17 protein-coding genes are annotated in these 23,677 nt (G+C 72.2%); 4 read left to right on the plus strand and 13 right to left on the minus strand.

The window, feature by feature from the left end:
* Nucleotides 1–118: 118 nt before the first annotated feature.
* From CP984_RS29825 to lipB, 4 genes are all read right to left on the minus strand, one after another.
* Nucleotides 119–832 carry a DUF4191 domain-containing protein gene (locus tag CP984_RS29825; RefSeq protein WP_030181163.1) on the minus strand — a complete coding sequence of 238 codons (714 nt, stop codon included), beginning with the start codon at nt 830–832 and terminating at the stop codon, nt 119–121.
* A gap of 10 nt (nt 833–842) precedes the next feature.
* The gene (locus CP984_RS29830) at nt 843–1,061 is read right to left on the minus strand and encodes an SCO2195 family GlnR-regulated protein (RefSeq protein ID WP_003983437.1); all 219 of its coding nucleotides are present in this window, start codon (nt 1,059–1,061) and stop codon (nt 843–845) included.
* 224 nt (nt 1,062–1,285) lie between these two features.
* Nucleotides 1,286–2,236, minus strand: a complete 951-nt coding sequence (gene lipA / locus CP984_RS29835) for a lipoyl synthase (protein ID WP_003983438.1) — start codon at nt 2,234–2,236, stop codon at nt 1,286–1,288.
* Between the two features lie 156 nt (nt 2,237–2,392).
* Nucleotides 2,393–3,208, minus strand: a complete 816-nt coding sequence (lipB, locus tag CP984_RS29840) for a lipoyl(octanoyl) transferase LipB (protein ID WP_003983439.1) — start codon at nt 3,206–3,208, stop codon at nt 2,393–2,395.
* A 361-nt stretch (nt 3,209–3,569) separates the two neighbouring features.
* Here lipB and CP984_RS29845 point away from each other — a divergent pair, with 361 nt between their 5' ends.
* Complete coding sequence (locus CP984_RS29845) at nt 3,570–5,132, plus strand: hypothetical protein (RefSeq protein WP_003983440.1); 1,563 nt, start codon at nt 3,570–3,572, stop codon at nt 5,130–5,132.
* Between the two features lie 84 nt (nt 5,133–5,216).
* Here CP984_RS29845 and CP984_RS29850 read toward each other — a convergent pair whose 3' ends face one another.
* Both CP984_RS29850 and CP984_RS29855 read right to left on the minus strand, forming a co-directional pair.
* Nucleotides 5,217–6,443, minus strand: coding sequence for an FAD-dependent oxidoreductase (locus CP984_RS29850; protein WP_003983441.1), 1,227 nt, complete (start codon nt 6,441–6,443; stop codon nt 5,217–5,219).
* An 809-nt stretch (nt 6,444–7,252) separates the two neighbouring features.
* Nucleotides 7,253–8,203, minus strand: coding sequence for a TIGR01777 family oxidoreductase (locus tag CP984_RS29855; RefSeq protein ID WP_030190118.1), 951 nt, complete (start codon nt 8,201–8,203; stop codon nt 7,253–7,255).
* Between the two features lie 38 nt (nt 8,204–8,241).
* Here CP984_RS29855 and CP984_RS29860 point away from each other — a divergent pair, with 38 nt between their 5' ends.
* Nucleotides 8,242–8,733, plus strand: coding sequence for a GNAT family N-acetyltransferase (locus CP984_RS29860; RefSeq protein WP_003983443.1), 492 nt, complete (start codon nt 8,242–8,244; stop codon nt 8,731–8,733).
* Nucleotides 8,734–8,791: 58 nt separating this feature from the next.
* Here CP984_RS29860 and CP984_RS29865 read toward each other — a convergent pair whose 3' ends face one another.
* Complete coding sequence (locus tag CP984_RS29865; RefSeq protein ID WP_003983444.1) at nt 8,792–9,310, minus strand: DUF4240 domain-containing protein; 519 nt, start codon at nt 9,308–9,310, stop codon at nt 8,792–8,794.
* Nucleotides 9,311–9,553: 243 nt separating this feature from the next.
* Here CP984_RS29865 and CP984_RS29870 point away from each other — a divergent pair, with 243 nt between their 5' ends.
* Nucleotides 9,554–10,501 carry an SDR family oxidoreductase gene (locus CP984_RS29870; RefSeq protein WP_003983445.1) on the plus strand — a complete coding sequence of 316 codons (948 nt, stop codon included), beginning with the start codon at nt 9,554–9,556 and terminating at the stop codon, nt 10,499–10,501.
* Between the two features lie 102 nt (nt 10,502–10,603).
* On the opposite strand, the gene CP984_RS29875 is transcribed toward CP984_RS29870, so the two are convergent.
* From CP984_RS29875 to CP984_RS29900, 6 genes are all read right to left on the minus strand, one after another.
* Nucleotides 10,604–11,575, minus strand: a complete 972-nt coding sequence (locus CP984_RS29875) for a helix-turn-helix transcriptional regulator (RefSeq protein WP_003983446.1) — start codon at nt 11,573–11,575, stop codon at nt 10,604–10,606.
* Between the two features lie 221 nt (nt 11,576–11,796).
* Nucleotides 11,797–14,457 (minus strand): pyruvate dehydrogenase (acetyl-transferring), homodimeric type, encoded by a 2,661-nt coding sequence (gene aceE, locus CP984_RS29880; protein ID WP_003983447.1) that lies wholly within the window; start codon nt 14,455–14,457, stop codon nt 11,797–11,799.
* A gap of 426 nt (nt 14,458–14,883) precedes the next feature.
* Nucleotides 14,884–15,507: a GntR family transcriptional regulator gene (locus CP984_RS29885; protein ID WP_003983448.1), complete on the minus strand. Its 624-nt coding sequence runs from the start codon at nt 15,505–15,507 to the stop codon at nt 14,884–14,886.
* A gap of 174 nt (nt 15,508–15,681) precedes the next feature.
* The gene (gene sucB, locus CP984_RS29890; RefSeq protein ID WP_030180224.1) at nt 15,682–17,511 is read right to left on the minus strand and encodes a 2-oxoglutarate dehydrogenase, E2 component, dihydrolipoamide succinyltransferase; all 1,830 of its coding nucleotides are present in this window, start codon (nt 17,509–17,511) and stop codon (nt 15,682–15,684) included.
* 53 nt (nt 17,512–17,564) lie between these two features.
* Complete coding sequence (lpdA, locus tag CP984_RS29895; protein ID WP_003987034.1) at nt 17,565–18,953, minus strand: dihydrolipoyl dehydrogenase; 1,389 nt, start codon at nt 18,951–18,953, stop codon at nt 17,565–17,567.
* Between the two features lie 346 nt (nt 18,954–19,299).
* Complete coding sequence (locus tag CP984_RS29900) at nt 19,300–20,844, minus strand: leucyl aminopeptidase (RefSeq protein WP_003987033.1); 1,545 nt, start codon at nt 20,842–20,844, stop codon at nt 19,300–19,302.
* 363 nt (nt 20,845–21,207) lie between these two features.
* Between CP984_RS29900 and CP984_RS29905 the strand changes: the two genes are divergently transcribed.
* Nucleotides 21,208–23,298 carry a hypothetical protein gene (locus tag CP984_RS29905; RefSeq protein WP_003987031.1) on the plus strand — a complete coding sequence of 697 codons (2,091 nt, stop codon included), beginning with the start codon at nt 21,208–21,210 and terminating at the stop codon, nt 23,296–23,298.
* The last annotated feature ends 379 nt before the right edge of the window (nt 23,299–23,677 follow it).

Below are 23,677 nucleotides of genomic sequence, written 5' to 3' on the forward strand. Positions count from 1 at the left end.
CCACCGCCACCCAGCCCCACCACACCCCCAAAAAAACCCAAAGGACCCAGGACCACAAAGATCCCAGGCCCTTCGGCCGTTCCAGTGACGCGCTCCATCGCGTCCGCCGACGCGATGGTCAGCGCATCTTGCCGCCGCCGCCCTTGGGCATCCGCATGCCCTTCGGCATGGGGCCCTTCGGGACCGGCATGTTGCTCATCAGGTCCCCGAGGGCGCGCAGGCGGTCGTTGACGGCCGTCACCTGGGGGCCGGGCAGGGTGCGCGGCAGCTTGAGCAGGGTGGTGCGGATCTTCTTCAGCGGGATCTCGCCCTCGCCGTCGCCGACCACGTAGTCGTGGACCGGGGCGTCCGAGACGATGCGGGCCATCCGCTTCTTCTCGGCGGCCAGCAGGCCGCGTACGCGGTTCGGGTTGCCCTCGCCGACGAGGACGATGCCCGCCTTGCCGACGGCGCGGTGCACGACGTCCTGCTGGCGGTTCATCGCCACCGCCGGGGTGACGGTCCAGCCGCGGCCCACGTTGTCCAGTACCGCGGCGGCCGCGCCGGGCTGGCCTTCCATCTGTCCGAAGGCGGCCCGCTCGGCACGCCGGCCGAAGATGATCGCCATCGCGAGGAAGGCCAGGACGAATCCCAGGATGCCCAGGTAGACCGGGTGCCCGATCACGAAGCCGAGGACGAGGAGAACGCCGAAAACGACGATGCCCACGCCGGCGACGACAAGACCGACCTTGGGGTCGACCCGACGGGTCATCTTGTAGGTCTGGGCGATCTGCTTCAGTCGCCCGGAGTTCGCAGCGCCCTCAGCGCTGTCTGCTTTTGCCTTCCTCGCCATGGGGCGCAGTTTACGTGGCGCTCGGGCCCTCGGTCGCCGCGGCCTCCAGTACGTGCTCGGCCTCCCGCCGGTCCCTGGCGCGACGGCGGTCCTCCAGTACCGATGTCCACGCGTTCCGGCGGGCTGTGCGCTGACCGCCGCGCATCAGTACGGACTCGACTGCGCGCAGGGCGTCGGTGACCGACGGGAGGGGGAGAGCGGCGGTGGCGCGAGCGGGCGCGGCCTGCATGACGGTTTCCCCTTCTGGAGGAATAGTGGATGCGTTGTGTGAAACCATCGTTACAGATCGGTGTTACCAACTGATGACCCGGCGGTCAAACACCGATGAAACATTGACGCGGCCCGCACCGCCCCTGCCTGGGATGGTGCGGGCCGCGTCGTCGCAGCGTGTGCCGGGACTCACATTCCGACCCAGAGGTCAGCTGTGCCCCATGCGGGAGGTGCGTGGCCGTCTCAGACGGCCTGGGCCGACTCCTCGACCTGGCGGCGCTCGATCGCCTGCTGGTACAGGCGGCCGGCGCGGTAGGAGGAGCGGACCAGCGGGCCGGACATGACGCCGGCGTAGCCGATCTCCTCGGCCTCCTCCTTGAGCTCCACGAACTCGGCGGGCTTGACCCAGCGCTCGATGGGGTGGTGGCGCACCGAGGGACGCAGGTACTGCGTGATGGTGATCAGCTCGCAGCCCGCGTCGTGCAGGTCCTGGAGCGCCTGGCTGATCTCCGCGCGCTCCTCGCCCATGCCCAGGATGAGGTTGGACTTGGTGACCAGGCCGGCCTCGCGGGCCTTGGTGATGACCTCGAGGGACCGCTCGTAGCGGAAGCCGGGGCGGATGCGCTTGAAGATGCGCGGCACCGTCTCGACGTTGTGCGCGAGCACCTCGGGGCGCGAGGAGAAGACCTCGGCGAGCTGCTCGGGGACCGCGTTGAAGTCGGGGATGAGCAGTTCGACGCCGGTGCCGGGCATCGCGGCGTGGATCTGGCGGACGGTTTCCGCGTACAGCCAGGCGCCGCCGTCCTCCAGGTCGTCACGGGCGACGCCGGTGATCGTGGCGTACTTCAGGCCCATGGTCTGCACGGACTCGGCCACCCGGCGCGGCTCGTCGCGGTCCAGCTCCTGCGGCTTGCCGGTGTCGATCTGGCAGAAGTCGCAGCGCCGGGTGCACTGGTCGCCGCCGATCAGGAAGGTGGCCTCGCGGTCCTCCCAGCATTCGTAGATGTTGGGACAGCCCGCCTCCTGGCAGACCGTGTGCAGGCCCTCCTTCTTGACCAGGCCCTGCAGGTGGTTGTACTCGGGGCCCATTTTCGCCCGGGTCTTGATCCACTCGGGCTTGCGCTCGATGGGGGTCTGGCTGTTCCGGACCTCCAGGCGCAACATCTTGCGTCCGTCGGGTGCGACAGCGGACACGTCCGGCTCCCTACGACTTCGTTTCTTCGGCGTACACCAGGGTACGCCCGTCAATTCGCACGTCTTTACGTGCACGGCAACCCCGTATGGCAGGGGCGCATTCCTCGCGGTCGGATCCGGCGGCCTTACGGGGGTCCCGTCGGCCGGCGAACCGGCTCAGACCGCGCGGGGGAGCAGCACGGCGTTCTCCAGCACGGCGCGCAGATGCTTCTCGACGACCGGCAGCACGTCGGCGATGGTGATCTCCCGGCCCAGCTCGTTGGCGAGGGAGGTGACCCCGGCGTCGCGGATGCCGCACGGGACGATCTTGTCGAACGAGGTGTTGTCCGGATTCACGTTGAGCGAGAAGCCGTGCATCGTGACGCCCTTGGCGACGCGGATGCCGATCGCGGCCAGCTTGCGGTCCTCGCGGCGCTGGCCGGCGTTGGACGGGGCGTACTCCGGGCCGTTCAGCCGCGGGTCGAACTCCTCGTCGGCCGTACGCGGGTCGAAGTCCAGGGACAGGCCGCCCAGGGACGGGCGGTCGGCGACCGGGTCGCCCAGCACCCAGACCCCGCTGCGGCCCTCGACCCGGGTGGTCTCCAGGCCGAATTCGGCGCAGGCGCGGATCAGGGCCTCTTCGAGGCGCCGTACGTGGGCGACGACGTCGACCGGGCGCGGGAGCTTCTGGATCGGGTAGCCGACGAGCTGGCCGGGGCCGTGCCAGGTGATCTTGCCGCCGCGGTCGACGTCGATCACCGGGGTGCCGTCCAGGGGGCGCTCGCTGGCCTCCGTACGCCGGCCCGCGGTGTAGACGGGAGGATGCTCCAGCAGCAGGCAGGTGTCCGGGATCTCGTCGGCGAACCGGGCGGCGTGGACCCTGCGCTGCTCCTGCCACGCCTCCTCGTAATCGACGGCGTGGGCGCCGAAGCCCAGATGGACAAAGCGCAGCCCCTCGGGTGCGGGGGTGTCCCCCCGAGAGATCGCAGTCACGGCAGCTCCTCTTCGAACTTTGTTGAGTCCTTCGCGCCCACGCCAACTGTACGGCGGGGGCGGACGGTGCCCGCAGGCGCCCGGGGCGGGGGACCGGCGCGCGGGCGCGCGGAGGTGTTCCGGGAGCCCCCGGGGCACTCCGGGGGGCCACCCGTGCGGGGCCCGGCCGAGGTCGCTTGTGCGAGCGCGGAGGACAGTACGAGCCCTGCTCACACGATCGGATGAACGCGTGGCGAACGCGGCGAGAAAGCCGCCCGCGGCCGTTACATTCACGCCGTTCCACGAGGGCAGGGAGCAGCGCCGGTCAGGGTCCGCCGAACCCGGGCAGCTCGGCCCGGAAGGCAGGAGACCGGTAAAGCTGATGACGGACCGACCCCCCCAGCGCACGCCCAACCGACAGCTAGCCGCGCTTATCGCGGAGGCGGGATTTTCCAACGCCGGGCTGGCCCGCCGGGTCGACCAGCTCGGCCTGGAGCACGGGCTCGACCTCCGCTACGACAAGACGTCGGTCACGCGCTGGCTGCGCGGGCAGCAGCCCAGAGGCACCACACCCGCCCTGATCGCCGAGGTCTTCACGCGCAGACTGGGGCGTCGGCTGTCGGCCCAGGATCTGGGCCTGGACGCCTGCGCGCCGGTGTACGCCGGGCTCGAATTCGCGGCCACGCCGAGCGAGGCGGTGGACATCGTCAGCGGGCTGTGGCGCAAGGACTCCGGCAGCCACGCGGAGCTGCGGAAGATCGCCTTCACCCCGGCCGGGCTGGTGGTGCCCAGCCGGGACTGGCTGATCGGACGGGCCGACGAGCGGGTCGCGCACGGTGAGGCGGCGGAGCCCGCCGGCCGGCTGCCCGCGCCGGGCCGGATGCAGGTGGCGGTGCCCCGGCAGCGGCAGATGGAGCGTCCGGGCCACGAGCGCCCGACCCACGAGCGGCCCGGTCACGAGCGCCCTCCCGGCCATACCGAGCGGCCCGGGCGCACGGAGCGTCCCGAGCGCGCGGAGCGCTCGGACCGGGCGCACACCTACCGTGTGTCCGCCGGGGACATCAAGGCGCTCCGGTCGGTCGGCGAGCTGTTCCGCGCGCTGGACCACGCGTACGGCGGCGGGCACGCGCGCCAGGCCCTGGTGCGCTACCTGGAGCACGAGGTCGAGCCGATGCTGCGCGGCACGTACGGCGAGGCGGCCGGGCGGCGGCTGTTCGCGGCCGCCGCCGACCTGACGCGGCTGGCCGGCTGGACGTCGTACGACATCGCCGCGCACGGCCTGGCCCAGCGGTACTTCGTCCAGGCGCTGCGGCTGGCGCAGGCTGCCGGGGACCGCGCGTACGGCGCGTACGTCCTGGTGACCATGAGCCGGCAGGCCGTCTATCTGGGGCACGGCCGGGAGGCCGTCCAGCTGGCGCGGGTGGCCCAGCAGGGGGTCGGCAGCAACGCGCCGCCCGGCGTGCAGGCCCTGCTGCACGCGGCGGAGGCGCGCGGGCACGGCGTACTGACCGAGGTACGGGCGTGCACGGCCTCGCTCGCGCGGGCGGAACGGGCGCTGGAGACGGCGCGCCCCGGGGACGACACGCCGTACTGGGCGCGCTTCTTCGACGAGGCGCAGCTCGCCGACGAACTGGCGCACTGCCACCGCGACCTCCAGCAGTTCCGGGCCGCGGCGCAGCACGCGGAGCGCTCGCTCCAGCTGCGCGGCGCCGGGTTCGCGCGCAGCCGCCTGTTCTGCCGGGTGGTGCTGGCGACGGCGCGCCTCGGCCTGGGCGAGCTGGAGCAGGCGTGCGCGCTGGGCGCGGAGGCGGCGCTCCAGGCGTCCGAGATGCGGTCCGTACGGGCGCATGAGTACGTCCGCGAGTTCGAGCGCCGACTGGAGCCGTACCGGGACGCGGCGGCGGTACGCGGATACCGCGATCGGGTGGCGGCGATAAAGGCGTGACGGGGTGACAACGCGCCGGGCGGACGGGCGGGGTCGGTAGCAGGCCCTGCCCGTCCGTCCGTGTGTCCGGCCCTGGGGCGCGGGTCAGGCCGCGGCCGACAGCTCGCAGGGTTCGCGGAACGGGGGCAGGCGCAGGTCGTCGAGGGCGGCGCGGGCGGCCCGGCGGCCGGAGCGCAGGGCGCCCTGGACGGTGCCGGTGTCCCGGTGGTCGCCGCACACGTACAGCCCGGCCAGCAGCCGTACGGAGCGGTGCGGATCGTCCGGTACGGGCATGGCCGGGACCGCCTCCGGGTCGTGGTGGACGGCCAGCAGGTCCCAGGTGTCGGTGGACGTGCCGTAGATCCGGTCGAGTTGGGGGCGGACCGTCTTGTCCAGTGCGCGGGCGGGCAGGGTCGCCGGGGCGCCCAGCACGGTCGTGGTGACCAGGGCGCGGCCCGCCGGGGCGCGGGACGGGTCGGCCTCGCTGGCGACGAAGGTGTGCGCGACCGGGCCTTCGGAGGGCAGGAAGACCACCGGTTCGGGGGCCGGGGGACTGTCAGTGGTGTGGTGCACGATGGTCACCGGGTGGAAATCGGGGACCCGCAGCCCCGGGAGCAGCCCTGCCGCATCGCGCGCGCCGGTGGCCACGAGCGCGGCACGGCAGGGGAATTGCCCGTGGGCGGCGGTGCCGACGCCGGTGGTCGAGACCGAGACGGCGCGTACGGAGGTGCGTACGGTGCCGGGGGGAAGGGAGGCGGCGAGGAGTTCGGGCAGGGTCGAGGCGCCGCCTGCGGGCAGGCACAGCCGTCCGCGGGCGAAGGACCGCAGGGCCAGGGCGGCGTTGCGGCTGGATCCGGTGAGTCCGGGATCGCACAGGAGGGCGGACAGAAGGGGGCGCAGAAACCCGTCGGGGATGTACGGCGGGAAGACGGGGCGGGCCGCCAGCACTTGGGCGGCGGAACGGTCGGCGCGTCGCTCGGCGCGCGAAAGGGCGCGCGCGGCCGAAAGTGCGCCCCTTGTGCTCCGGGGGGCACCGACGCGCTGGTTCCGCCGGCCGTTGTGGAGACACAGCCCGGGGGCGAAGTGACGCAGGACCAGGCCGCTGAGGCCGGGGGTGGTGCGGAGTTCGGGGTACGAGGTGACGAGTAGTTGGCCGGTGCGGTCCAGCCGGAAGCCGTCCAGGTGATCGGTGCTGGTCCGGCCGCCGACGTACGGCGCGGCCTCCAGCACGGTGACCGTGGCTCCCGCGCTGGTCAGATGGTGGGCGGCGGCGAGACCGGCGAGGCCGGCCCCGACGATGACGACGTCCACGGTCGATGCGGTGCGCAGCACGTGCCCTCCCGAGGTCGGTCCCGGTGCCGGCGCTAGGGGGCTCCTGCCCCGTACCGGCGCGCGGGATGCCGAGTTCGTGAGGTTGGAACCTTAAGAACGGGCCCGCGGCCGGGGGGATCGCGCGTAGACCGCGCACGGGTGCACGGTGCGGCACGCAGTGCCGCCGACCGCCGTCCGTGGGAGGCGCGGAGCCGCGGTCGCCCACGGCGTCGCGTGAGGCGGCACGCAGTGCGGTGCGCCCGGAGGGCGCGGGGGAGGGACGGGTGGTGGGCTGTCGCGGGCCGGGCCCGTTGCGATCGCGGCTGCGCCTGTTCTCCCGGCGGGCCGTGCCTGTTCCGTGCGCGGGGCCGCACCCGTTCCGTGCGCGGGACCGCGCCTGTTCCGTGGCCGGGCGCGCCCGCTCTCATCGCCAGTCGGGCAGGCCCGTTCCCACCGCGAGCTGGGTCTGTTGCGCTCGCGGCTGCACCCGCCCCCTCACCGGGCCGGACCCGTTCCGATCGCGGCTCACGCCTCGTCCCGCGGCCGGGCGCGTCCGCTCTCATCGCCGGCCGGGCAGGCCCGTTCCCACTGCGGGCCGGGTCTGGTGCGCTCGCGGCTGCGCCCGTCCCCCCGCCGGGCCGGACCCGTTCCGATCGCATCTCACGCCTCCTCCCGTGGCCGGGCGCGCCTGCTCCCACCGCGCGCTGGAGAGTCCCGTTCCCACCGCGCGCCGGACAGCCCCGTCCCCATGCGATCACGGCCGCGCCCATTCCCCCACCGGGCCCGACCTCTTCCGCGCGCGGGTCACCCCCGCCCCACCCCCACCCACATCACCCCCCAACCGCCGCCCGGATCGCCTCGTCCGCCGTCGGGTGGGTGAAGGTGTAGCCGGAGTCCAGGAGGCGTTGGGGGATGATGCGTTGGCTGGCGAGGACGTTGTCGGCGAATTCGCCCAGGGCGAGTCGCAGAGCCGGGGCCGGTACGGGGAAGGGGGTGGGGCGGTGGAGGACGCGGCCCATCGCCGCGGTGACCTCGCGGTTGGTGACCGGCTCGGGTGCGGTGAGGTTGACCGGCCCGCTCAGTCCGTCGGTGTCGATCAGGTGGCGGAGCGCGGCGATGTGGTCGTGCAGGGAGATGAAGCTCCAGTACTGGTCACCGCTGCCCAGCCGGCCGCCCAGGCCCAGTTTGAAGACGGGGAACAGCCGTCCCCAGGCACCGCCCTGGCGCCCCACGACCAGCCCGGTGCGCGCGAAGACCGTACGGATGCCGGCTTCGACGGCCGGTGCGGCGGCCTCCTCCCAGTCCACGCAGACCCGGGCCAGGAAGTCGTCGCCGGGCGGCGCGGACTCGTCCGTCCGCCGGTCGCCGGTATCGCCGTAGAAGCCGATGGCGCTGCCGCAGACGAAGACCCGCGGCGGGGTGTCCAGGGCGGCGATGGCCTCGGCGAGCGCCGCCGTGCCCAGGACGCGGCTGTCCCGGATCTCGCGCTTGTACGCGTCGGTCCAGCGGTGGTCGCCGACGCCCGCGCCCGCGAGGTGCACCACGGCGTCGCAGCCCGCGAGCCCGGCGGCGTCCACGGTCTGGCGTTTGGGGTCCCAGCGCACCTCGTCGGCGGCGCGCGGCGCGTGCCGTACGAGCCGGACGATCTCGTGCCCGCCGGTGCCGGTGCCGGTGCCGGCACCGTCCGACGGCTGGTCAGGGCGCCCCGCGCGCAGGGAGCCGACGAGTGCCGTACCGATGAGACCGGCCGAGCCGGTGATCGCGATCCGCATGGCAGCCATACTGCCCCCGGCGACGGACACATGACACAGTGGCACGCATGTCCGAATCGTTCGTACGTACTGCCGTCCTGGCCGACGAGGAGCCGCTCGCGGTGCTGGACCGCCGTACGTGGTCCACGCTGCACGCGGTCACGCCCCGGCCGCAGCCCCCGTACGACCGGTTCTTCGACGACCGGCACCGCCCCGAGGACCTGCTCGTGGCGGAGATCGCCGGCCGGCTGGCGGGCTACATCCGGCTGGTGCCGCCGACGCCGCTGCCCTGCAACGCCCACGTACGGCAGATCCAGGGCCTGGCCGTGGACACCTGGGCGCGCGGCCGGGGCGTCGCCCGGACCCTGCTGGACGCGGCCTGCGCGCGGGCGCTGGACGAGGGGGCCCGCCGCGTCACCCTGCGCGTCCTCGGGCACAACGCCCCGGCCCGTCGGCTCTACGAGGCGGCGGGCTTTTCGGTGGAGGGCGTGCTGCCGGAGGAGTTCCTGCTGGAGGGCAAGTACGTGGACGACGTGATGATGGGCAAGATGCTGGTCTGAGGACGGGGCATGGAACGGACCCGTCCCGTGCCTCGTAACCCCGTGACCCCGCGCCCTCTCAGGTGCCGAACCGGTCCCACAGCCGGGGAAGACGTTCCGCCAGGGCGCGGTCGTCGTCGTTGTCGATATAGGTGCCGAGCGGTTCGGGCGGCTGGGCCGGGAGGCCGAGGTCCGGCATCTCGGCGCCGGTGAGCTGTTCGTACGCTTCGTCCGCCGCGTAACCCAGCTCTTCCGCGTCGCCGTCCACCTCCTCGTCGAACATGTCCAGCAGGTCGGCGAGGTTGTCCGGATCGTGCAGCGCGCCCTCGAAGATCTCCCGGCCCTGGCCGATCAGCCAGCAGCGGAAGTAGTCGAAGGCGTCATCGCCCGCGCCGCCCAGCAGCAGTGCGGCGGCGGCCCATAGGTCCCAGGTGTACGCGCGGTTGTAGCGCGATTCGAAGTGCCGGGCGAAGTCGACCACGGAGTCCGGGTCGAGGGCCACCAGCCGTTCGACGAGCGCGTCTGCCTGCTCCTCGGGGTCGCCCTCGGCGGCCTCGCGGGAGCTGTCGATCAGCTGCCAGAACTCCGTCTCGTCCATCACGGGTCCAGCATCGTTGCTGCCGCGCGGCGCCGCACGCGGACTACCCCAGATGCGACGGTGTCGTTATCCACACCGAACCGCCGGGAAAAGTCCACACCGACCACACCGACCACACCGGCCCAACGGCAGGAGCCCGCTCCGCTCCGCCAGGAAAGCGGACACAGAAAGCGACACAAAAACCGGACACAAGGTGTCGGGTTTCGGCGCGAAGGTCGTGCCATGCGTGAAGGAGAGAACACCATGGCCGCAACAACCACCACTCCGGGACCGCTGACCGGAAAGGTCGCACTGGTCGCCGGGGCCACCAGGGGCGCGGGCCGGGCGATGGCGGTGGAGCTGGGCCGGGGCGGCGCCACGGTCTACGTCACCGGCCGTACGACCCGCGGGCACATCAGCGAGGTCGGCCGGTCGAGCGAGACGATCGAGGAGACCGCCGAGCTGGTGACGGCGGCCGGAGCGCCGGCCGGGGGCACCGGCGTCGCCGTACCGACGGACCACCTCGACCCGGCGGCGGTACGGGCCCTGACCGGGCGTATCGACCGCGAGCAGGGGCGGCTGGACCTCCTCGTCAACGACCTGTGGGGCGGCGATGTGCATGTCGAGTGGGGAAAGAAGATGTGGGAGCACGACCTGGAGAAGGGGCTGCGCGTCCTGCGGCTCGGGGTCGAGAGCCACATCATCACCAGCAGTTGCGCGCTGCCGCTGCTGATCCGCCGTCCCGGCGGGCTGGTGGTGGAGGTGACGGACGGTACGGAGGAGTTCAACCGGCGCTACCGGGAGCCGTTCTACTACGACCTGGCCAAGAGCGCGCCGATCAGAATGGCGAAGGGGCTCGCCGAGGAGCTGCCCGAGTACGGCTGCACGGCGGTGTGCGTGACGCCGGGCTGGCTGCGCTCGGAGGCCATGCTGGACACCCACTTCAAGGTCACCGAGGAGAACTGGCGGGCGGGCTGCGCGCAGAACCCGCACTTCGCGATCTCGGAGACGCCGGTGTTCGTCGGGCGGGCGGTGGCGGCGCTGGCCGCCGATCCGGAGGTGGCGCGCTTCAACGGGCAGGCGCTCTCCAGCGGCGGCCTGGCGAAGGAGTACGGCTTCACGGACGTGGACGGCTCCGCGCCGGACGCCTGGCGCTACATCACCGAGGTCGAACAGGCGGGGAAGCCGGCGGACACGACCGGGTACCGGTAGGCGGGACGGGCGGGGAGGCCCCGGGCGGGTACGGGCGGCCCCGGCCCCCCGGCCCCGGGCCCCCGGCCCCCGGCTCAGCCCCCGACTCCGGCCCCGCCCCCCTCACGACTCCCGGTACAGCCCATAAGTACGCGCCGCCGCCTCGGCGAACCGTTCCCGCAGTGCGGCCGGAGCCAGCACCTCCCCTTCGGGGCCGAGGCCGAGCAGCTGGCTGAAGGCGACGTCCAGGGATTCGACGGGCAGGGTGACGGTGATCCGCCCCTGCTCGTCGGGTTCACCCGCCGCCGCGAGGGCCTCGTCGGCGCCGGCGCGGTCGGTGACGTGCCGCAGCTGCCGGGCGCCCGCGGGCGTCAGCCGTACGGTCACCTCGTCCCGCAGGATCGAGCGGGCGAACTGGGCGGCGCGCTCCGCCCAGAAGGCGGGCAGGTCGAAATCGGGGTCGCGGGTGAAGCGGTCGTCGAGAAGGGTGACGGACGTGAAACGGTCGATGCGGTACACCCGTACGTCCTCACCGGCGCGTGCCGCCAGGTACCAGACGCCCGCCTTGAGCACCAGCCCGTACGGCTCCAACTCCCGTTCCACCTCGGTGTCCTTGCGGCGGTAGCGGGCGGCCACACGCCGGTCGTCCCAGACCGCGTCCGCGACGGCGGGCAGCAGTTCCGGGGTGGCCGGTTCGCGGTACCAGGCGGGCGCGTCGAGATGGAAGCGCTGGGCGGCGCCGTCGGCGGCGTCCCGCAGCTCGGGCAGCAGCGCCGCGGAAACCTTCAGGCGGGCGGCGGAGGCGGCGTCCGCGAGCCCCATGTCGCGCAGCGCGGCGGGCACGCCGGAGAGGAACAGGGCCTCCACCTCGCTGCGGCCCAGGCCGGTCAGCCGGGTGCGGTAGCCGCCGATGAGCCGGTAGCCGCCGGCCCGGCCGCGGTCCGCGTAGACGGGCACCCCGGCCTCGGAGAGGGAGAGCACGTCGCGGGCGACCGTACGCTCCGAGACCTCCAGCTCCCGCGCCAGCTCGGCGGCCGTCATCGACGGGCGGGACTGGAGCAGCAGCACCATTCTGATCAGCCGGGCAGCACGCATGCCTGCATCATGCCGTCCTGAAAGCCGTCCTGAACGCCATCCTGAGCGTCGCCCCGCGTGCCGACAAGTATCGGCATACGAAGATCCCGTGCGGAGACCCCGGGCGCGGTTGAAGTGGTCTCCGCACGGGAGCGGGGGGCGCCGACCGGACCCGGCGCGTGGGGCGGACATGCCTCAGGGGCGAACGCGGCGGACGAACCGCCCGCCGCGTCTCACAGGGCTTACAGCCCGTACCGCTCCTTGGCCTCCTTGACCGTCTCCGCCTTCACGTCACCGCGGCGGGACAGCGCGGCCAGGGCCTGCACGACCACCGACTGGGCGTCGACGCCGAAGTGACGGCGGGCGGCCTCGCGGGTGTCGGAGAGGCCGAAGCCGTCGGTGCCGATGGAGGTCCAGTCCTGCTCGACCCACGGGGCGATCTGGTCGGGCACGGCACGCATCCAGTCGCTGACCGCCACGACCGGGCCGGGGACACCGGCCAGCGCGCGGGTCACGTACGGGATACGGTCCTCGCCCTCCAGACGCGCGGCGTCGCACTCCAGGGCGTCGCGGCGCAGCTCCGTCCAGGACGGCGCCGACCAGACGTCCGCCGCCACGCCCCAGTCGCGGGCCAGGATCTCCTGGGCCTCCAGGATCCAGTGGATGGCGGTGCCGGAGGCCAGCAGCTGGAGGCGCGGCGCGTCCGCGGCGGCGGGCCCGGCCTCCTTGAAGCGGTAGAGGCCCTTGAGGATGCCCTCCTCGACGCCCTCCGGCATGGCGGGCTGCACCTTGGTCTCGTTGTAGACCGTCAGGTAGTAGAAGATGTCCTCCGCGTCCGGACCGTACATCCGGCGCAGGCCCTCCTTGACGATCACCGCGACCTCGTACGCGAACGCCGGGTCGTAGGAGAGCGCCGCCGGGTTGGTGGAGGCGATCAGGTGCGAGTGGCCGTCCGCGTGCTGGAGGCCCTCGCCGGTCATCGTCGTACGGCCGGCCGTGGCACCGATGACGAAGCCGCGGCCCAGCTGGTCGGCGAGCGCCCAGAACTGGTCGGCGGTGCGCTGCCAGCCGAACATCGAGTAGAAGATGTAGAACGGGATCATCGGCTCGCCGTGGGTGGCGTACGAGGTCGCCGCCGCGGTGAAGTCGGCCAGCGAACCGGCCTCCGTGATGCCCTCGTTGAGGATCTGGCCGTCCTTGGCTTCCTTGTAGTACAGGAGCTGGTCGCGGTCGACCGGGTCGTAGGTCTGGCCGACGGGGGAGTAGAGCCCGGCGGACGGGAACAGCGACTCCATGCCGAAGGTACGGGCCTCGTCGGGCACGACCGGCACCCAGCGCTTGCCGGTCTCCTTGTCCCGCATCAGGTCCTTGACCAGGCGGACGAACGCCATGGTGGTGGCGATCTCCTGCGAGCCGGAGCCCTTCTTCAGCGCGTCGAACGCCTTGTCGGCGGGCATCGGCAGCGGCTTGGCGACGACCTTGCGGGCGGGGGCCGGGCCGCCGAGGGCGGCGCGGCGCTCGCGCAGGTACTCCATCTCGGGCGAGTTGGCGCCGGGGTGGGCGTACGGCACGACGTCGGCGTCCAGGGCGCTGTCCGGGATCGGCAGCTCCAGGAGGTCGCGCATGGTGCGGAACTGCTCGCCGGTGAGCTTCTTCATCTGGTGGTTGGCGTTACGGGACTCGAAGCCCTCGCCGAGGGTGTAGCCCTTGACGGTCTGCGCCAGGATGACGGTGGGCGCGCCCTTGTGCTCGACGGCGGCCTTGTACGCGGCGTACACCTTGCGCGGCTCGTGGCCCGCGCGGGAGGTCTGGAACAGCTCCAGCAGCTTGGCGTCGGACAGGCCCTGGGCGATACGGCCGAGCGACGGGTCCGCGCCGAAGAAGTGCTCGCGCAGGTAGGCGGCGTCGCGGGTGGCGTACGTCTGGAACTGCGCGTCCGGGGTCTCGCGCAGGCGGCGCAGCAGGGCGCCGTCGGTGTCCTGTGCGAAGACCTCGTCCCACGCCCGGCCCCACAGGGACTTGATGACGTTCCAGCCCGCCGCGCGGAACTGGGCCTCCAGCTCCTGCACGATCTTGTAGTTGGGGCGGACCGGGCCGTCCAGGCGCTGCAGGTTGCAGTTGATGACGAAGGTCAGGTTGTCCAGGCCCTCGCGGCCGGCCAGCGCCAGTGCGGCCGTCGACTCGGGCTCGTCCATCTCGCCGTCACCGAGGAACGCCCATACGTGGGAGTTCGAGGTGTCCTTGATGCCGCGGTGCTCCAGGTAGCGGTTGAAGCGCGCCTGGTAGATCGCGGAGAGCGGGCCGAGGCCCATGGAGACGGTGGGGAACTCCCACAGCCAGGGCAGGCGCCGCGGGTGCGGGTACGAGGGCAGGCCGTCGCCGGCCGCCTCCTGGCGGAAGCGGTCGAGCTGGTCCTCGGTGAGGCGGCCTTCGAGGAAGGCGCGGGCGTAGATGCCGGGGGAGGCGTGGCCCTGGATGTAGAGCTGGTCGCCGCTTCCGTCGGCCTCTTTACCGCGGAAGAAGTGCTGGAAGCCGGTCTCGTAGAGCCAGGCCGCCGAGGCGAAGGTGGCGATGTGGCCGCCGAGGCCGAGGCGGGAGCCGCGGGTGACCATGGCAGCCGCGTTCCAGCGGTTCCACGCCGTGATCCGGGCCTCCATCGCCTCGTCGCCCGGGAACTCGGGCTCGGCGGCGGTCGGGATGGTGTTGACGTAGTCGGTCTCCAGCGGCGCGAGGCCCGGGGCACCGGTGTGCTCCACGGCACGGCGCATCAGGTAGGCGGCGCGGTGCTCACCGGCCGCCTTCGTGACGGCGTCCAGGGACTCGCGCCACTCGGCCGTCTCCTCCGGGTCGCGGTCCGGGACCTGGTCGAGCTGGCTGTACGGCATGCGCACGGGATCGGGCATGGGTGGCCCCTTTCCGGACGAAGGAGGGAGGTGCGATGAGTGCTTGGCAGGCAGGGGTGTCGCGCCCCAGGAACGACGATACGCCTCTGATCGATGATCGATCAACGCAAGTTGAAGGAAAAACCGCAGGTCGGCACGGGGTGCCAGCCTTTTAGGCACGGGGTGCCAGGTCGCCTGCGGCTCCGAATCGAAGGCGATACGGCTGCGGACCTGCGGATTCGGGCCCGTGGCGGGTGCCTGGTGCCTGAGTCGTCAGTTGCGGTGCGGGTGCCTGTGGGCCTGAGTCGTCAGACCCGGGGCGTGTGCCTGGGGCCTGAGTCGTCAGTCCTGGGGCGTGTGCCTGAGGACCTGACTCATCGGACCCGGGGCGTGAGCCTGAGAATCCGACTCATCAGACCCGGCGCGTGCGCCTGGGGACCTGACTCGTCAGACCCGTGGCGCGCAGCTCAGCACATGGGTCTTCAGCAGCTCGCCGATCCGCGGGTCGCGCCGCCGGAACGCGTCCACGATCTCCTGGTGGTCCCGGGCGTGCGAGCGCGGCTCGGGGCTGAACCAGCGGATGGAGAGCGTGGTCCACACCTCGACGCCCAGCGACTCCCAGGTGTGCAGCAGGACGGCGTTACGGGCCGCCCGCACGATCTCCCGGTGAAAGGCGACCGTGTGCCGCACCTGCGCCTCGCCGTCGCCGTGCCGGTCCGCCTCGCACAGCGCCGCCACCTCCCGGTCCAGCGCCGCGGTGTCCTCGGCCAGCCGCCCGGCGGCCAGCTCCGCGGCCACCTGCTCCAGCCCGGCCCGTACCGGATAGCTCTCCTTGAGGTCGTCGGCGGTCAGATTCCGTACGCGTACGCCCTTGTTCGGGGCCGACTCGATCAGCTGGAGCGACTCCAGCTCGCGCAGGGCTTCGCGTACGGGCGTCTGGCTGACCGCCAGCTCGACCGCGATCCGCCGTTCCACGATCCGCTCGCCGGGCTGCCAGCGCCCGCTGACGATCCCCTCCAGGATGTGCTCGCGGATCTGCTCGCGGAGCGAATGGACGACGGGCGGGGTCATGACGTGCTCCTTCAGAGCGTGCGGCAGGTGGCGGCCGGGTCCCCGGGCCGACGGGCGGTACGGGGCCACCACGGGAGGGCCATTATCCGTGGAACGAAAACGGGTCGGCCCCGGCTCGTACGAACTTGTACGAACCGGGGCCGACCCTGCACACCTACGGGGTGGCTGCCGTGCTCAGAGACCGATCTCGGTCTCGAACTCGCCGGCCTCCAGGATCTGCTTGACCGTCGTCAGGTAACGGGCCGCGTCGGCACCGTCCACCAGGCGGTGGTCGTAGGAGAGCGCCAGGTAGGTCATGTGGCGCACGGCGATGGTCTCGCCCAGCTCCGGGTGGTCGACGACCACCGGGCGCTTGACGGTGGCGCCGATGCCCAGGATGCCGACCTGGTTCGGCGGCACGATGACCGTGTCGAACAGCGCACCGCGCGAGCCGGTGTTGCTGATCGTGAAGGTCGCGCCCGACATGTCGTCCGGGCTGATCTTGTTGGTGCGGACCTTGCCGGCCAGCTCCGCGGTCTTGCGGGCGATGCCGGCGATGTTCAGGTCGCCCGCACCCTTGATGACCGGGGTCATCAGGCCCTTCTCCGCGTCCACCGCGATACCGATGTTCTCGGTGTCGAAGTAGGTGATCGTGCCCTCGTCCTCGTTGATCCGGGCGTTGACGACCGGGTGGGCCTTCAGCGCCTGGACAGCGGCCTTGACGAAGAACGGCATCGGGGAGAGCTTGACGCCCTCACGCTGCGCGAAGGCGTCCTTGGCCTTGTTGCGCATCCGCATGATCTTGGTGATGTCCACCTCGACCACGGAGGTCAGCTGCGCCTGGCCGTGCAGCGCCTTCATCATGTTGTCGCCGATGACCTTGCGCATCCGCGGCATCTTGACGGTCTGACCGCGCAGCGGCGACGCCTCGATGGCCGGGGCCTTGGTGCCCGAAGCGGCCGGGGCAGCGGCGGCAGCCGGAGCGGCCTGCTTGGCGGCCTCGGCGGCGGCGATGACGTCCTGCTTGCGGATACGGCCACCGACGCCGGTGCCCTTGACCGTGGCCAGGTTGACGCCGTTCTCCTGGGCCAGCTTGCGGACCAGGGGGGTGACGTACGCGGCGTCCGCCTCACCCGCGGCCGGGGCCGGGGTGACGGGGGCGGCGGCCGGAGCCGGCGCGGGGGCGGCCGGAACCGGGTCCGGAGCCGGGGTGGTCACGGCCTGCGGGGCCGGGGTGGTGGGCGCCTGGGGGGCCGGGGCCGGAGCCGGAGCCTCCTGCTTGGGGGCTTCCTGCTTGGGAGCCTCCTGCTTCGGGGCCTCCTGGGCGGGAGCCGGAGCCGCGGGGGCCTCGGCCTGCGCCGGAGCCGCACCCTTCTGACCGATGACGGCCAGCTTGGCGCCGACCTCGGCGGTCTCGTCCTCGCCCACCAGGATCTCCAGCAGGGTGCCGGCGGTGGGGGCGGGGATCTCGGTGTCGACCTTGTCGGTGGAGACCTCCAGCAGCGGCTCGTCCTCGGCCACCTCCTCGCCGACCTCCTTGAGCCAGCGGGTGACGGTGCCCTCGGTGACGCTCTCGCCGAGCGCGGGGAGCAGAACATCAGTGCCGGAGGCTCCGGTGGAGCCGGTGCTTGCACCGGAGCCCTGGGCGCCGCCGGCCGGGGCCGCGGGGGCCTCCTGCTTCGGGGCTTCCTGGGCGGGGGCCTCCTGGGCCGGAGCCGCGGCGGGCTCGGGCTGGGCGGCCGGGGCCTCGGCCTGCGCCGGGGCGGACTCGGCCGCGGGCGCGCCGCTGCCGTCGTCGATGATCGCCAGCTCGGCGCCGACCTCGACGGTCTCGTCCTCGGCCACCTTGATGGAGGCCAGCACGCCGGCGGCGGGGGCGGGGATCTCGGTGTCGACCTTGTCGGTCGACACCTCCAGCAGGGGCTCGTCGGCCTCTACGCGCTCACCCTCGGCCTTGAGCCAGCGGGTGACGGTGCCCTCGGTGACGCTCTCGCCGAGCGCCGGAAGGGTTACGGAAACCGCCATGGTTTCTCTTGCTCCTTACAGAAAGTGCGGATGTGGTCGCGCCCGGACCGGGATCAGTCGTGGGAGTGCAGAGGCTTGCCGGCCAGGGCCAGGTGGGCCTCGCCGAGCGCCTCGTTCTGCGTCGGGTGCGCGTGGATGAGCTGCGCAACCTCGGCCGGCAGGGCCTCCCAGTTGTAGACCAGCTGGGCCTCGCCGACCTGCTCGCCCATGCGGTCACCGACCATGTGGACGCCGACCACGGCACCGTCCTTGACCTGGACGAGCTTGATCTCGCCCGCGGTCTTGAGGATCTTGCTCTTGCCGTTGCCCGCGAGGTTGTACTTCAGAGCCACGACCTTGTCGGCACCGTACAGCTCCTTGGCCTTGGCCTCGGTGATGCCCACCGAGGCGACCTCGGGGTGGCAGTACGTCACGCGCGGCACGCCGTCGTAGTCGATCGGCACGGTCTTCAGACCGGCCAGTCGCTCCGCCACCAGGATGCCCTCGGCGAAGCCGACGTGCGCGAGCTGGAGGGTGGGGACGAGGTCACCGACGGCCGAGATGGTCGGCACGTTGGTCTGCATGTACTCGTCGACCAGGACGTAGCCGCGGTCCATGGCGACCCCGGCCTCCTCGTAGCCCAGGCCCTGGGAGACCGGGCCGCGGCCGATGGCGACCAGCAGCACCTCGGCCTCGAAGGACTTGCCGTCGGCCAGTGTGACCTTGACGCCGTCCTGGGTGTACTCGGCCTTGTCGAAGAAGGTGCCGAGGTTGAACTTGATGCCGCGCTTGCGGAAGGCCCGCTCCAGCAGCTTGGAGCTGTTCTCGTCCTCGACCGGGACGAGGTGCTTGAGGCCCTCGACGATGGTCACGTCGGTGCCGAAGGACTTCCACGCGGAGGCGAACTCGACGCCGATGACGCCGCCGCCCAGCACGATCGCGGACTTCGGCACGCGGTCCAGCTTCAGCGCGTGGTCCGAGGAGATGATCCGGTCGCCGTCGATGTTCAGGCCCGGCAGGGACTTCGGCACGGAGCCGGTCGCCAGCAGGATGTGGCGGCCCTGGACGCGCTGGCCGTTGACGTCGACGGAGGTCGGGGAGGACAGCCGGCCCTCACCCTCGATGTAGGTGACCTTGCGCGAGGCGACCAGGCCCTGCAGACCCTTGTACAGGCCCGAGATGACCTCGTCCTTGTACTTGTGGACGCCCTCGATGTCGATGCCCTCGAAGGAGGCCTTGACACCGAACTGCGCGGCCTCGCGAGCCTGGTCCGCGATCTCGCCGGCGTGCAGCAGGGCCTTGGTGGGGATGCAGCCGTTGTGCAGGCAGGTGCCGCCGAGCTTGTTCTTCTCGATCAGGGCGACGTCCAGGCCCAGCTGCGCCCCGCGCAGGGCAGCGGCGTAACCGCCGCTACCGCCTCCGAGGATCACTAGGTCGAAAACGGTGCTGGCGTCGTTCGCCACGTCACGTCCTCCATGCATGGGTACGCCGGAGCCGGTCGTCGGTGACCGGGCGGCGGCTGTTGATCGGCCGCTTCTTGGATCGGCCCTGAGTAAGGGGGGCCCTGTCCTGCCAAGAACCCATCTTCGCACTTGTTGAACGCGGGCGGGACGGCGGGCCGGGCTGCGGGGCGGCACGATGGCCGTTCCCGGGGGTTGCGCTGGCGGTTACTCCGGCGTAGACGTGTACGAATTTCGTCGAGGGCGAACACGCGGCGCACGGCCGCGGTGGCGACCGGCGTACACGCGCGTACGGCCCCGGGTGCCGTACCCGGGGCCGTACCGTCACATCGGGAGCAACCCGTACGGGTCAGCCGAGATCGCCCTCGGCGGTGCGCTCGGCCAGGCCCACCAGGGTGCGGACCGCGGAGCCGGTGCCGCCCTTGGGGGTGTAGCCGAACGGCGCGCTCTCGTGGAAGGCCGGACCGGCGATGTCCAGGTGTGCCCACGGGATGCCCTCGCCGACGAACTCCTGGAGGAAGACACCGGCCAGCAGGCCGCCGCCGGCCCGCTCACCGACGTTCTTCAGGTCGGCGATCGGGGAGTCCAGGCCCTTGCGCAGCTCGGACGGCATCGGCATCGGCCAGGACGGCTCGCCGGCCTCCTCCGCGATCTCGTGGAGGCTCGCCCGGAAGGCGTCGTCGTTGGCCATGATCCCGAAGGTGCGGTTGCCCAGCGCCAGCACCATGGCGCCGGTCAGCGTGGCGACGTCCACGATCGCGTCCGGCTGCTCCTCGGAGGCGCGGGTGAGCGCGTCGGCCAGCACGAGCCGGCCCTCGGCGTCGGTGTTCAGCACCTCGACGGTCTTGCCGCTGTACATGGTCAGCACGTCGCCGGGGCGCAGCGCGGCGCCGGACGGCATGTTCTCGGCCAGCGCCAGCCAGCCGGTGACGTTGACCCGCAGGCCCAGCCGGGCGGCGGCCACGACCGCGGCGAACACCGCGGCGGCGCCGCTCATGTCGCACTTCATGGTCTCGTTGTGGCCGGCCGGCTTCAGGGAGATGCCGCCCGAGTCGTAGGTGATGCCCTTGCCGACGAGCGCCAGGGTCTTTTCGGCCTTCGCGTGGGTGTAGCCGATCCGCACCAGGCGCGGCGGGTTCTCCGAGCCCTGGCCGACGCCCATCAGGCCGCCGTAGCCGCCCTTCTTCAGGGCCCGCTCGTCCAGCACCTCGACCTTGAGGCCGAACTCCTTCGCGGCGGCCTGGGCCTGCGCGGCGAAGGACTTCGGGGTGAGGTCGTTGGAGGGGGTGTTGATCAGGTCGCGGGCGCGGTTGACCTCGGCGGCCAGCGTCTGGGCCCGCTCGACGGCGGCCTTGTGGGCCTTGTCGCGCGGCTTGCCGCCGAGGATCGCCACCTCGGCGAGCGGCGCCGACTTGTCGTCGGCCTTCTTGGCGCCGCGGGCGGCCTTCGCGTCGCCGTTGCTGCGGTACGCGCTGAAGGCGTACGCGCCGAGCAGCGCGCCCTCGCCGATCGCCGCGACGGCCTCGGCGTCCTCCGCGGGCAGCGCGAACGCGGCCTTCTTGCTGCCGGCCAGGGCGCGGGCGGCGGAGCCGGCGGCGCGGCGCAGCGCCTCGGCGTCGTAGTCCGCGTCCTCGGCCGGGGCCTTGCCCAGACCGACCGCCAGCACGACCGCGGCCTTCAGACCGGAGGCGGCGGGCAGCTTGGTCACCTCGCCCTCGGCGCCGCTCGCGCCGAGGGTCTCCAGTACGGCGGCGAGCTTGCCGTCGAACGCCTTGTCCACGGCCTCGGCGCCGGGGGCCAGCACGGCGCCCTTGGCGCCCTTGGCCAGGCCGACGACGACGGCGTCCGCACGCAACGTCGCGGCGGAGGATGTGCTGAGGGTCAGTGCAGTCACGGTGATGAAAGTCCTGTTCCGTCCGGGAATCCGTTCGCGCCCAGGGCGCTGCTGCGGCCGAGCCTACGCTTGGGCCCGCCGCCCGTAACCGCTTGATGCCGTATCGGCCGTCCTGTCACATCTTCACCACCCGCACCGCTGGCCCCAACGCGCCTCACCAGCCGGGAAGTTGCCGGTTTCACGGGAAACATGGCCGGTCCGGCGTGCCGGGTTCCGCCGTCAATTCCCGTGCGACGAATGAGACGTGCGTCACAGTCGTGGTGACTGTGGGATACAGGCCCGCGAACCTTCGCATGATGAGCACGAGCCTGCCCGGTGTGCTTCCGGAAGCAGGGGGACTTCCGGGGGGAAGGGACTGTGCCCATGGGCAGCAACAGCAAGTCGTCCATCAGACCGGCCAGGATTCTCACGGCGCTCGCCACGGCGTTCGTCACGGCCTTGCCGCTGGCGGTGGCGACCACGCCCGCGCAGGCGGCGCCGGCCGCCGCCGACGTGGTGCCCCGTATCGACCTGCGGGTGCTGGTGATCACCGACGGCGGTGACACCACCGACGCCATCGCGAGCGAACTGCGCAGCCAGGGCATCCCGTACACGACCGTCAACCTGTCGGCCTCCGGCCGGCCGGTGATCAACGAGGCGTTCCTCAGCGACACCGTGGACGGCCGGCCGCGCGCCAAGTTCCAGGGCGTGGTGATGTCGAACGACAACCCCTTCGGCAGTGCCGACTCGCCGGAGCTGGCGGCCCTGAAGACGTACGAGACCACGTACAAGATCCCGCAGGTGGACGCCTACACCTACGCGCGGCCCGACGTCGGCCTGCGCACGCCCGACGAGGGCGGTTACGCCGGTGTGCTGGACGGCTTCGCCACCCGTACCACCGACGCGGGCAAGACCGGGCCCTTCGGCTACCTCAAGGGCGCGGTGCCCTTCGAGGACGCCGACCCGAAGGTCTCCGAGTCGTACGGCTACATCGCCCAGCCGGTCGCCAACCCGCCCGCGGGCGCCACGTTCACGACGTACCTGGACGCGGCCGTGCCGGGCGGCCCGGCGCGCGGCTCGCTGATCGGCGAGTACGCCCACGACGGCCGCAGGGAACTGGTCGTCACCTTCGCGCAGAATCGTTACCAGCAGCAGTTCCGGCTGCTCGCCCGGGGCATCGTGGACTGGCTGACGCAGGGCGTCCACCTGGGCCAGAGCCGCAACTACTTCTCCGTACAGGTCGACGACATCTTCGCGCCGGACTCCCGCTGGGACACCAAGAACAACTGCACCCCCGGGGACTTCGACTGCCCGCCGGGTGTGCCGGACACCGCGCAGATCCGGATGACCGAGGCGGACGCCGCGTACGCCGCCCAGTGGCAGCGCGACCGCGGCTACCAGCTCGACCTGGTCTACAACGCGGGCTCCGGCGAGGAGTGGAAGGCGGAACACGGCGGCGTGGACGCGCTGGCCGACCGGCTGCTGGCCGACAAGTCCGCGTACCGCTGGGTCAACCACACCTACACCCACCCCTTCCTGGGCTGTGTGCAGGACACCTCGACCGTGCCCTGGCGCTGCGCCAAGGACTGGTTCGGCCAGACCCGGTGGGTCAGCCGCAGCGAGATCACCGCGGAGATCGAGAAGAACCACGCCTGGGGTGTGGCCAAGGGCCTGGACGTGGACGCCTCGGAGCTGGTCACCGGCGAGCACTCCGGCCTGAAGTCCACGCCGCAGCAGCCGCAGGACAACCCCAACCTCGCCCCGGCGCTCACCGCCACCGGCGTCAAGTGGCTCGCCAGCGACAACTCGCGGGAATCCGCGCAGCGGCAGGCCGGCCCGGCGCTGACCGTGCCGCGCTACCCGATGAACGTGTTCTACAACGCGGCGACGGCGGCCGAGGAGACCGACGAGTACAACTGGATCTACACCAGCAAGGCCGACGGCGGCAGCGGGATCTGCGAGACCGACCCCAACTCCACCTGTCTGCCCGCGCCCCTGCCGACCTCCACCGGCTACACCTCGTACATCGTCCCGCTGGAGGCGCGCACCGCTCTCGGGCATGCTCTGGCCAACGACCCGCGCCCGCACTACATCCACCAGTCGAACCTCGCCGAGGACCGGATCGCCTATCCGGTTCTGGACAAAGTTCTGGCCGACTATCGCGGGTTCTTCGCCGCCGACACGCCGGTCGTCAACCAGCGCCACCGGGACATCGGACGCGAGATGCAGCAGCGTGCGGCCTGGCAGAAGGCCCTGGACGCCGGTTCGGTGACGGCATACAGAATTGGCGACACTGTCACCATCACGTCGCCGGCCGGGGTGGCCGCTGCGGCTACGATGCCCGACGGAACCAGAACACAACTCCCGAATGGGACCGTGGATTTCGGCACTCGCTATGCCGGACGGGTATCGGAGTGGGCCACAGCGCAGTCGCCCGGAGCGGCCATCACGCTCAAGCTTCCGACGACCGCCTGACGCGTTCCCGGCACCGCCAGGCCCGCTTGCCGGGCCCGGCGGGCCCGGACCGGGCGGCCGGCCGTCGCGTACCCGCACCGCGGCGATCACCCGGCCCGCACGTACACACACAGCACCACCCCATGACATCGCACCACGGCCACGCGCGGCGCGCGCCCGCACCGCAGCCCGCACGCGGCCGTACCCGCAGCACCGCACCACCCCGCACCAACGACACCGCACAGCTTCCACCGCACAGACTCATCGCGCCCGTACCGACGCACCGGTGCAGCAGGGCGCACCCGTCTTCAGGCACCGGCACGGACGCGTGGGTACGGACGCGTCCGTACCGGTGCCCCTCGGGCGTGCCCGCACACCGGCACCCGCTCGCCGCACCGGC

It is taken from the genome of Streptomyces rimosus (genome assembly GCF_008704655.1).
GTDB classification, from domain to species: domain Bacteria; phylum Actinomycetota; class Actinomycetes; order Streptomycetales; family Streptomycetaceae; genus Streptomyces; species Streptomyces rimosus.

Bases quoted from the DNA above. Each gene is read 5' to 3' on its own strand.
- CP984_RS29845 (WP_003983440.1), top strand. From the start codon at position 3,570: ATGACGGACCGACCCCCCCAGCGCACGCCCAACCGACAGCTAGCCGCG.
- CP984_RS29865 (WP_003983444.1), bottom strand. From the start codon at position 9,310: ATGGACGAGACGGAGTTCTGGCAGCTGATCGACAGCTCCCGCGAGGCC.
- CP984_RS29905 (WP_003987031.1), top strand. From the start codon at position 21,208: ATGGGCAGCAACAGCAAGTCGTCCATCAGACCGGCCAGGATTCTCACG.
- sucB (WP_030180224.1), bottom strand. From the start codon at position 17,511: ATGGCGGTTTCCGTAACCCTTCCGGCGCTCGGCGAGAGCGTCACCGAG.
- CP984_RS29860 (WP_003983443.1), top strand. From the start codon at position 8,242: ATGTCCGAATCGTTCGTACGTACTGCCGTCCTGGCCGACGAGGAGCCG.
- CP984_RS29830 (WP_003983437.1), bottom strand. From the start codon at position 1,061: ATGCAGGCCGCGCCCGCTCGCGCCACCGCCGCTCTCCCCCTCCCGTCG.
- CP984_RS29885 (WP_003983448.1), bottom strand. From the start codon at position 15,507: ATGACCCCGCCCGTCGTCCATTCGCTCCGCGAGCAGATCCGCGAGCAC.
- CP984_RS29870 (WP_003983445.1), top strand. From the start codon at position 9,554: ATGGCCGCAACAACCACCACTCCGGGACCGCTGACCGGAAAGGTCGCA.
- CP984_RS29875 (WP_003983446.1), bottom strand. From the start codon at position 11,575: ATGCGTGCTGCCCGGCTGATCAGAATGGTGCTGCTGCTCCAGTCCCGC.
- CP984_RS29825 (WP_030181163.1), bottom strand. From the start codon at position 832: ATGGCGAGGAAGGCAAAAGCAGACAGCGCTGAGGGCGCTGCGAACTCC.
- aceE (WP_003983447.1), bottom strand. From the start codon at position 14,457: ATGCCCGATCCCGTGCGCATGCCGTACAGCCAGCTCGACCAGGTCCCG.
- CP984_RS29855 (WP_030190118.1), bottom strand. From the start codon at position 8,203: ATGGCTGCCATGCGGATCGCGATCACCGGCTCGGCCGGTCTCATCGGT.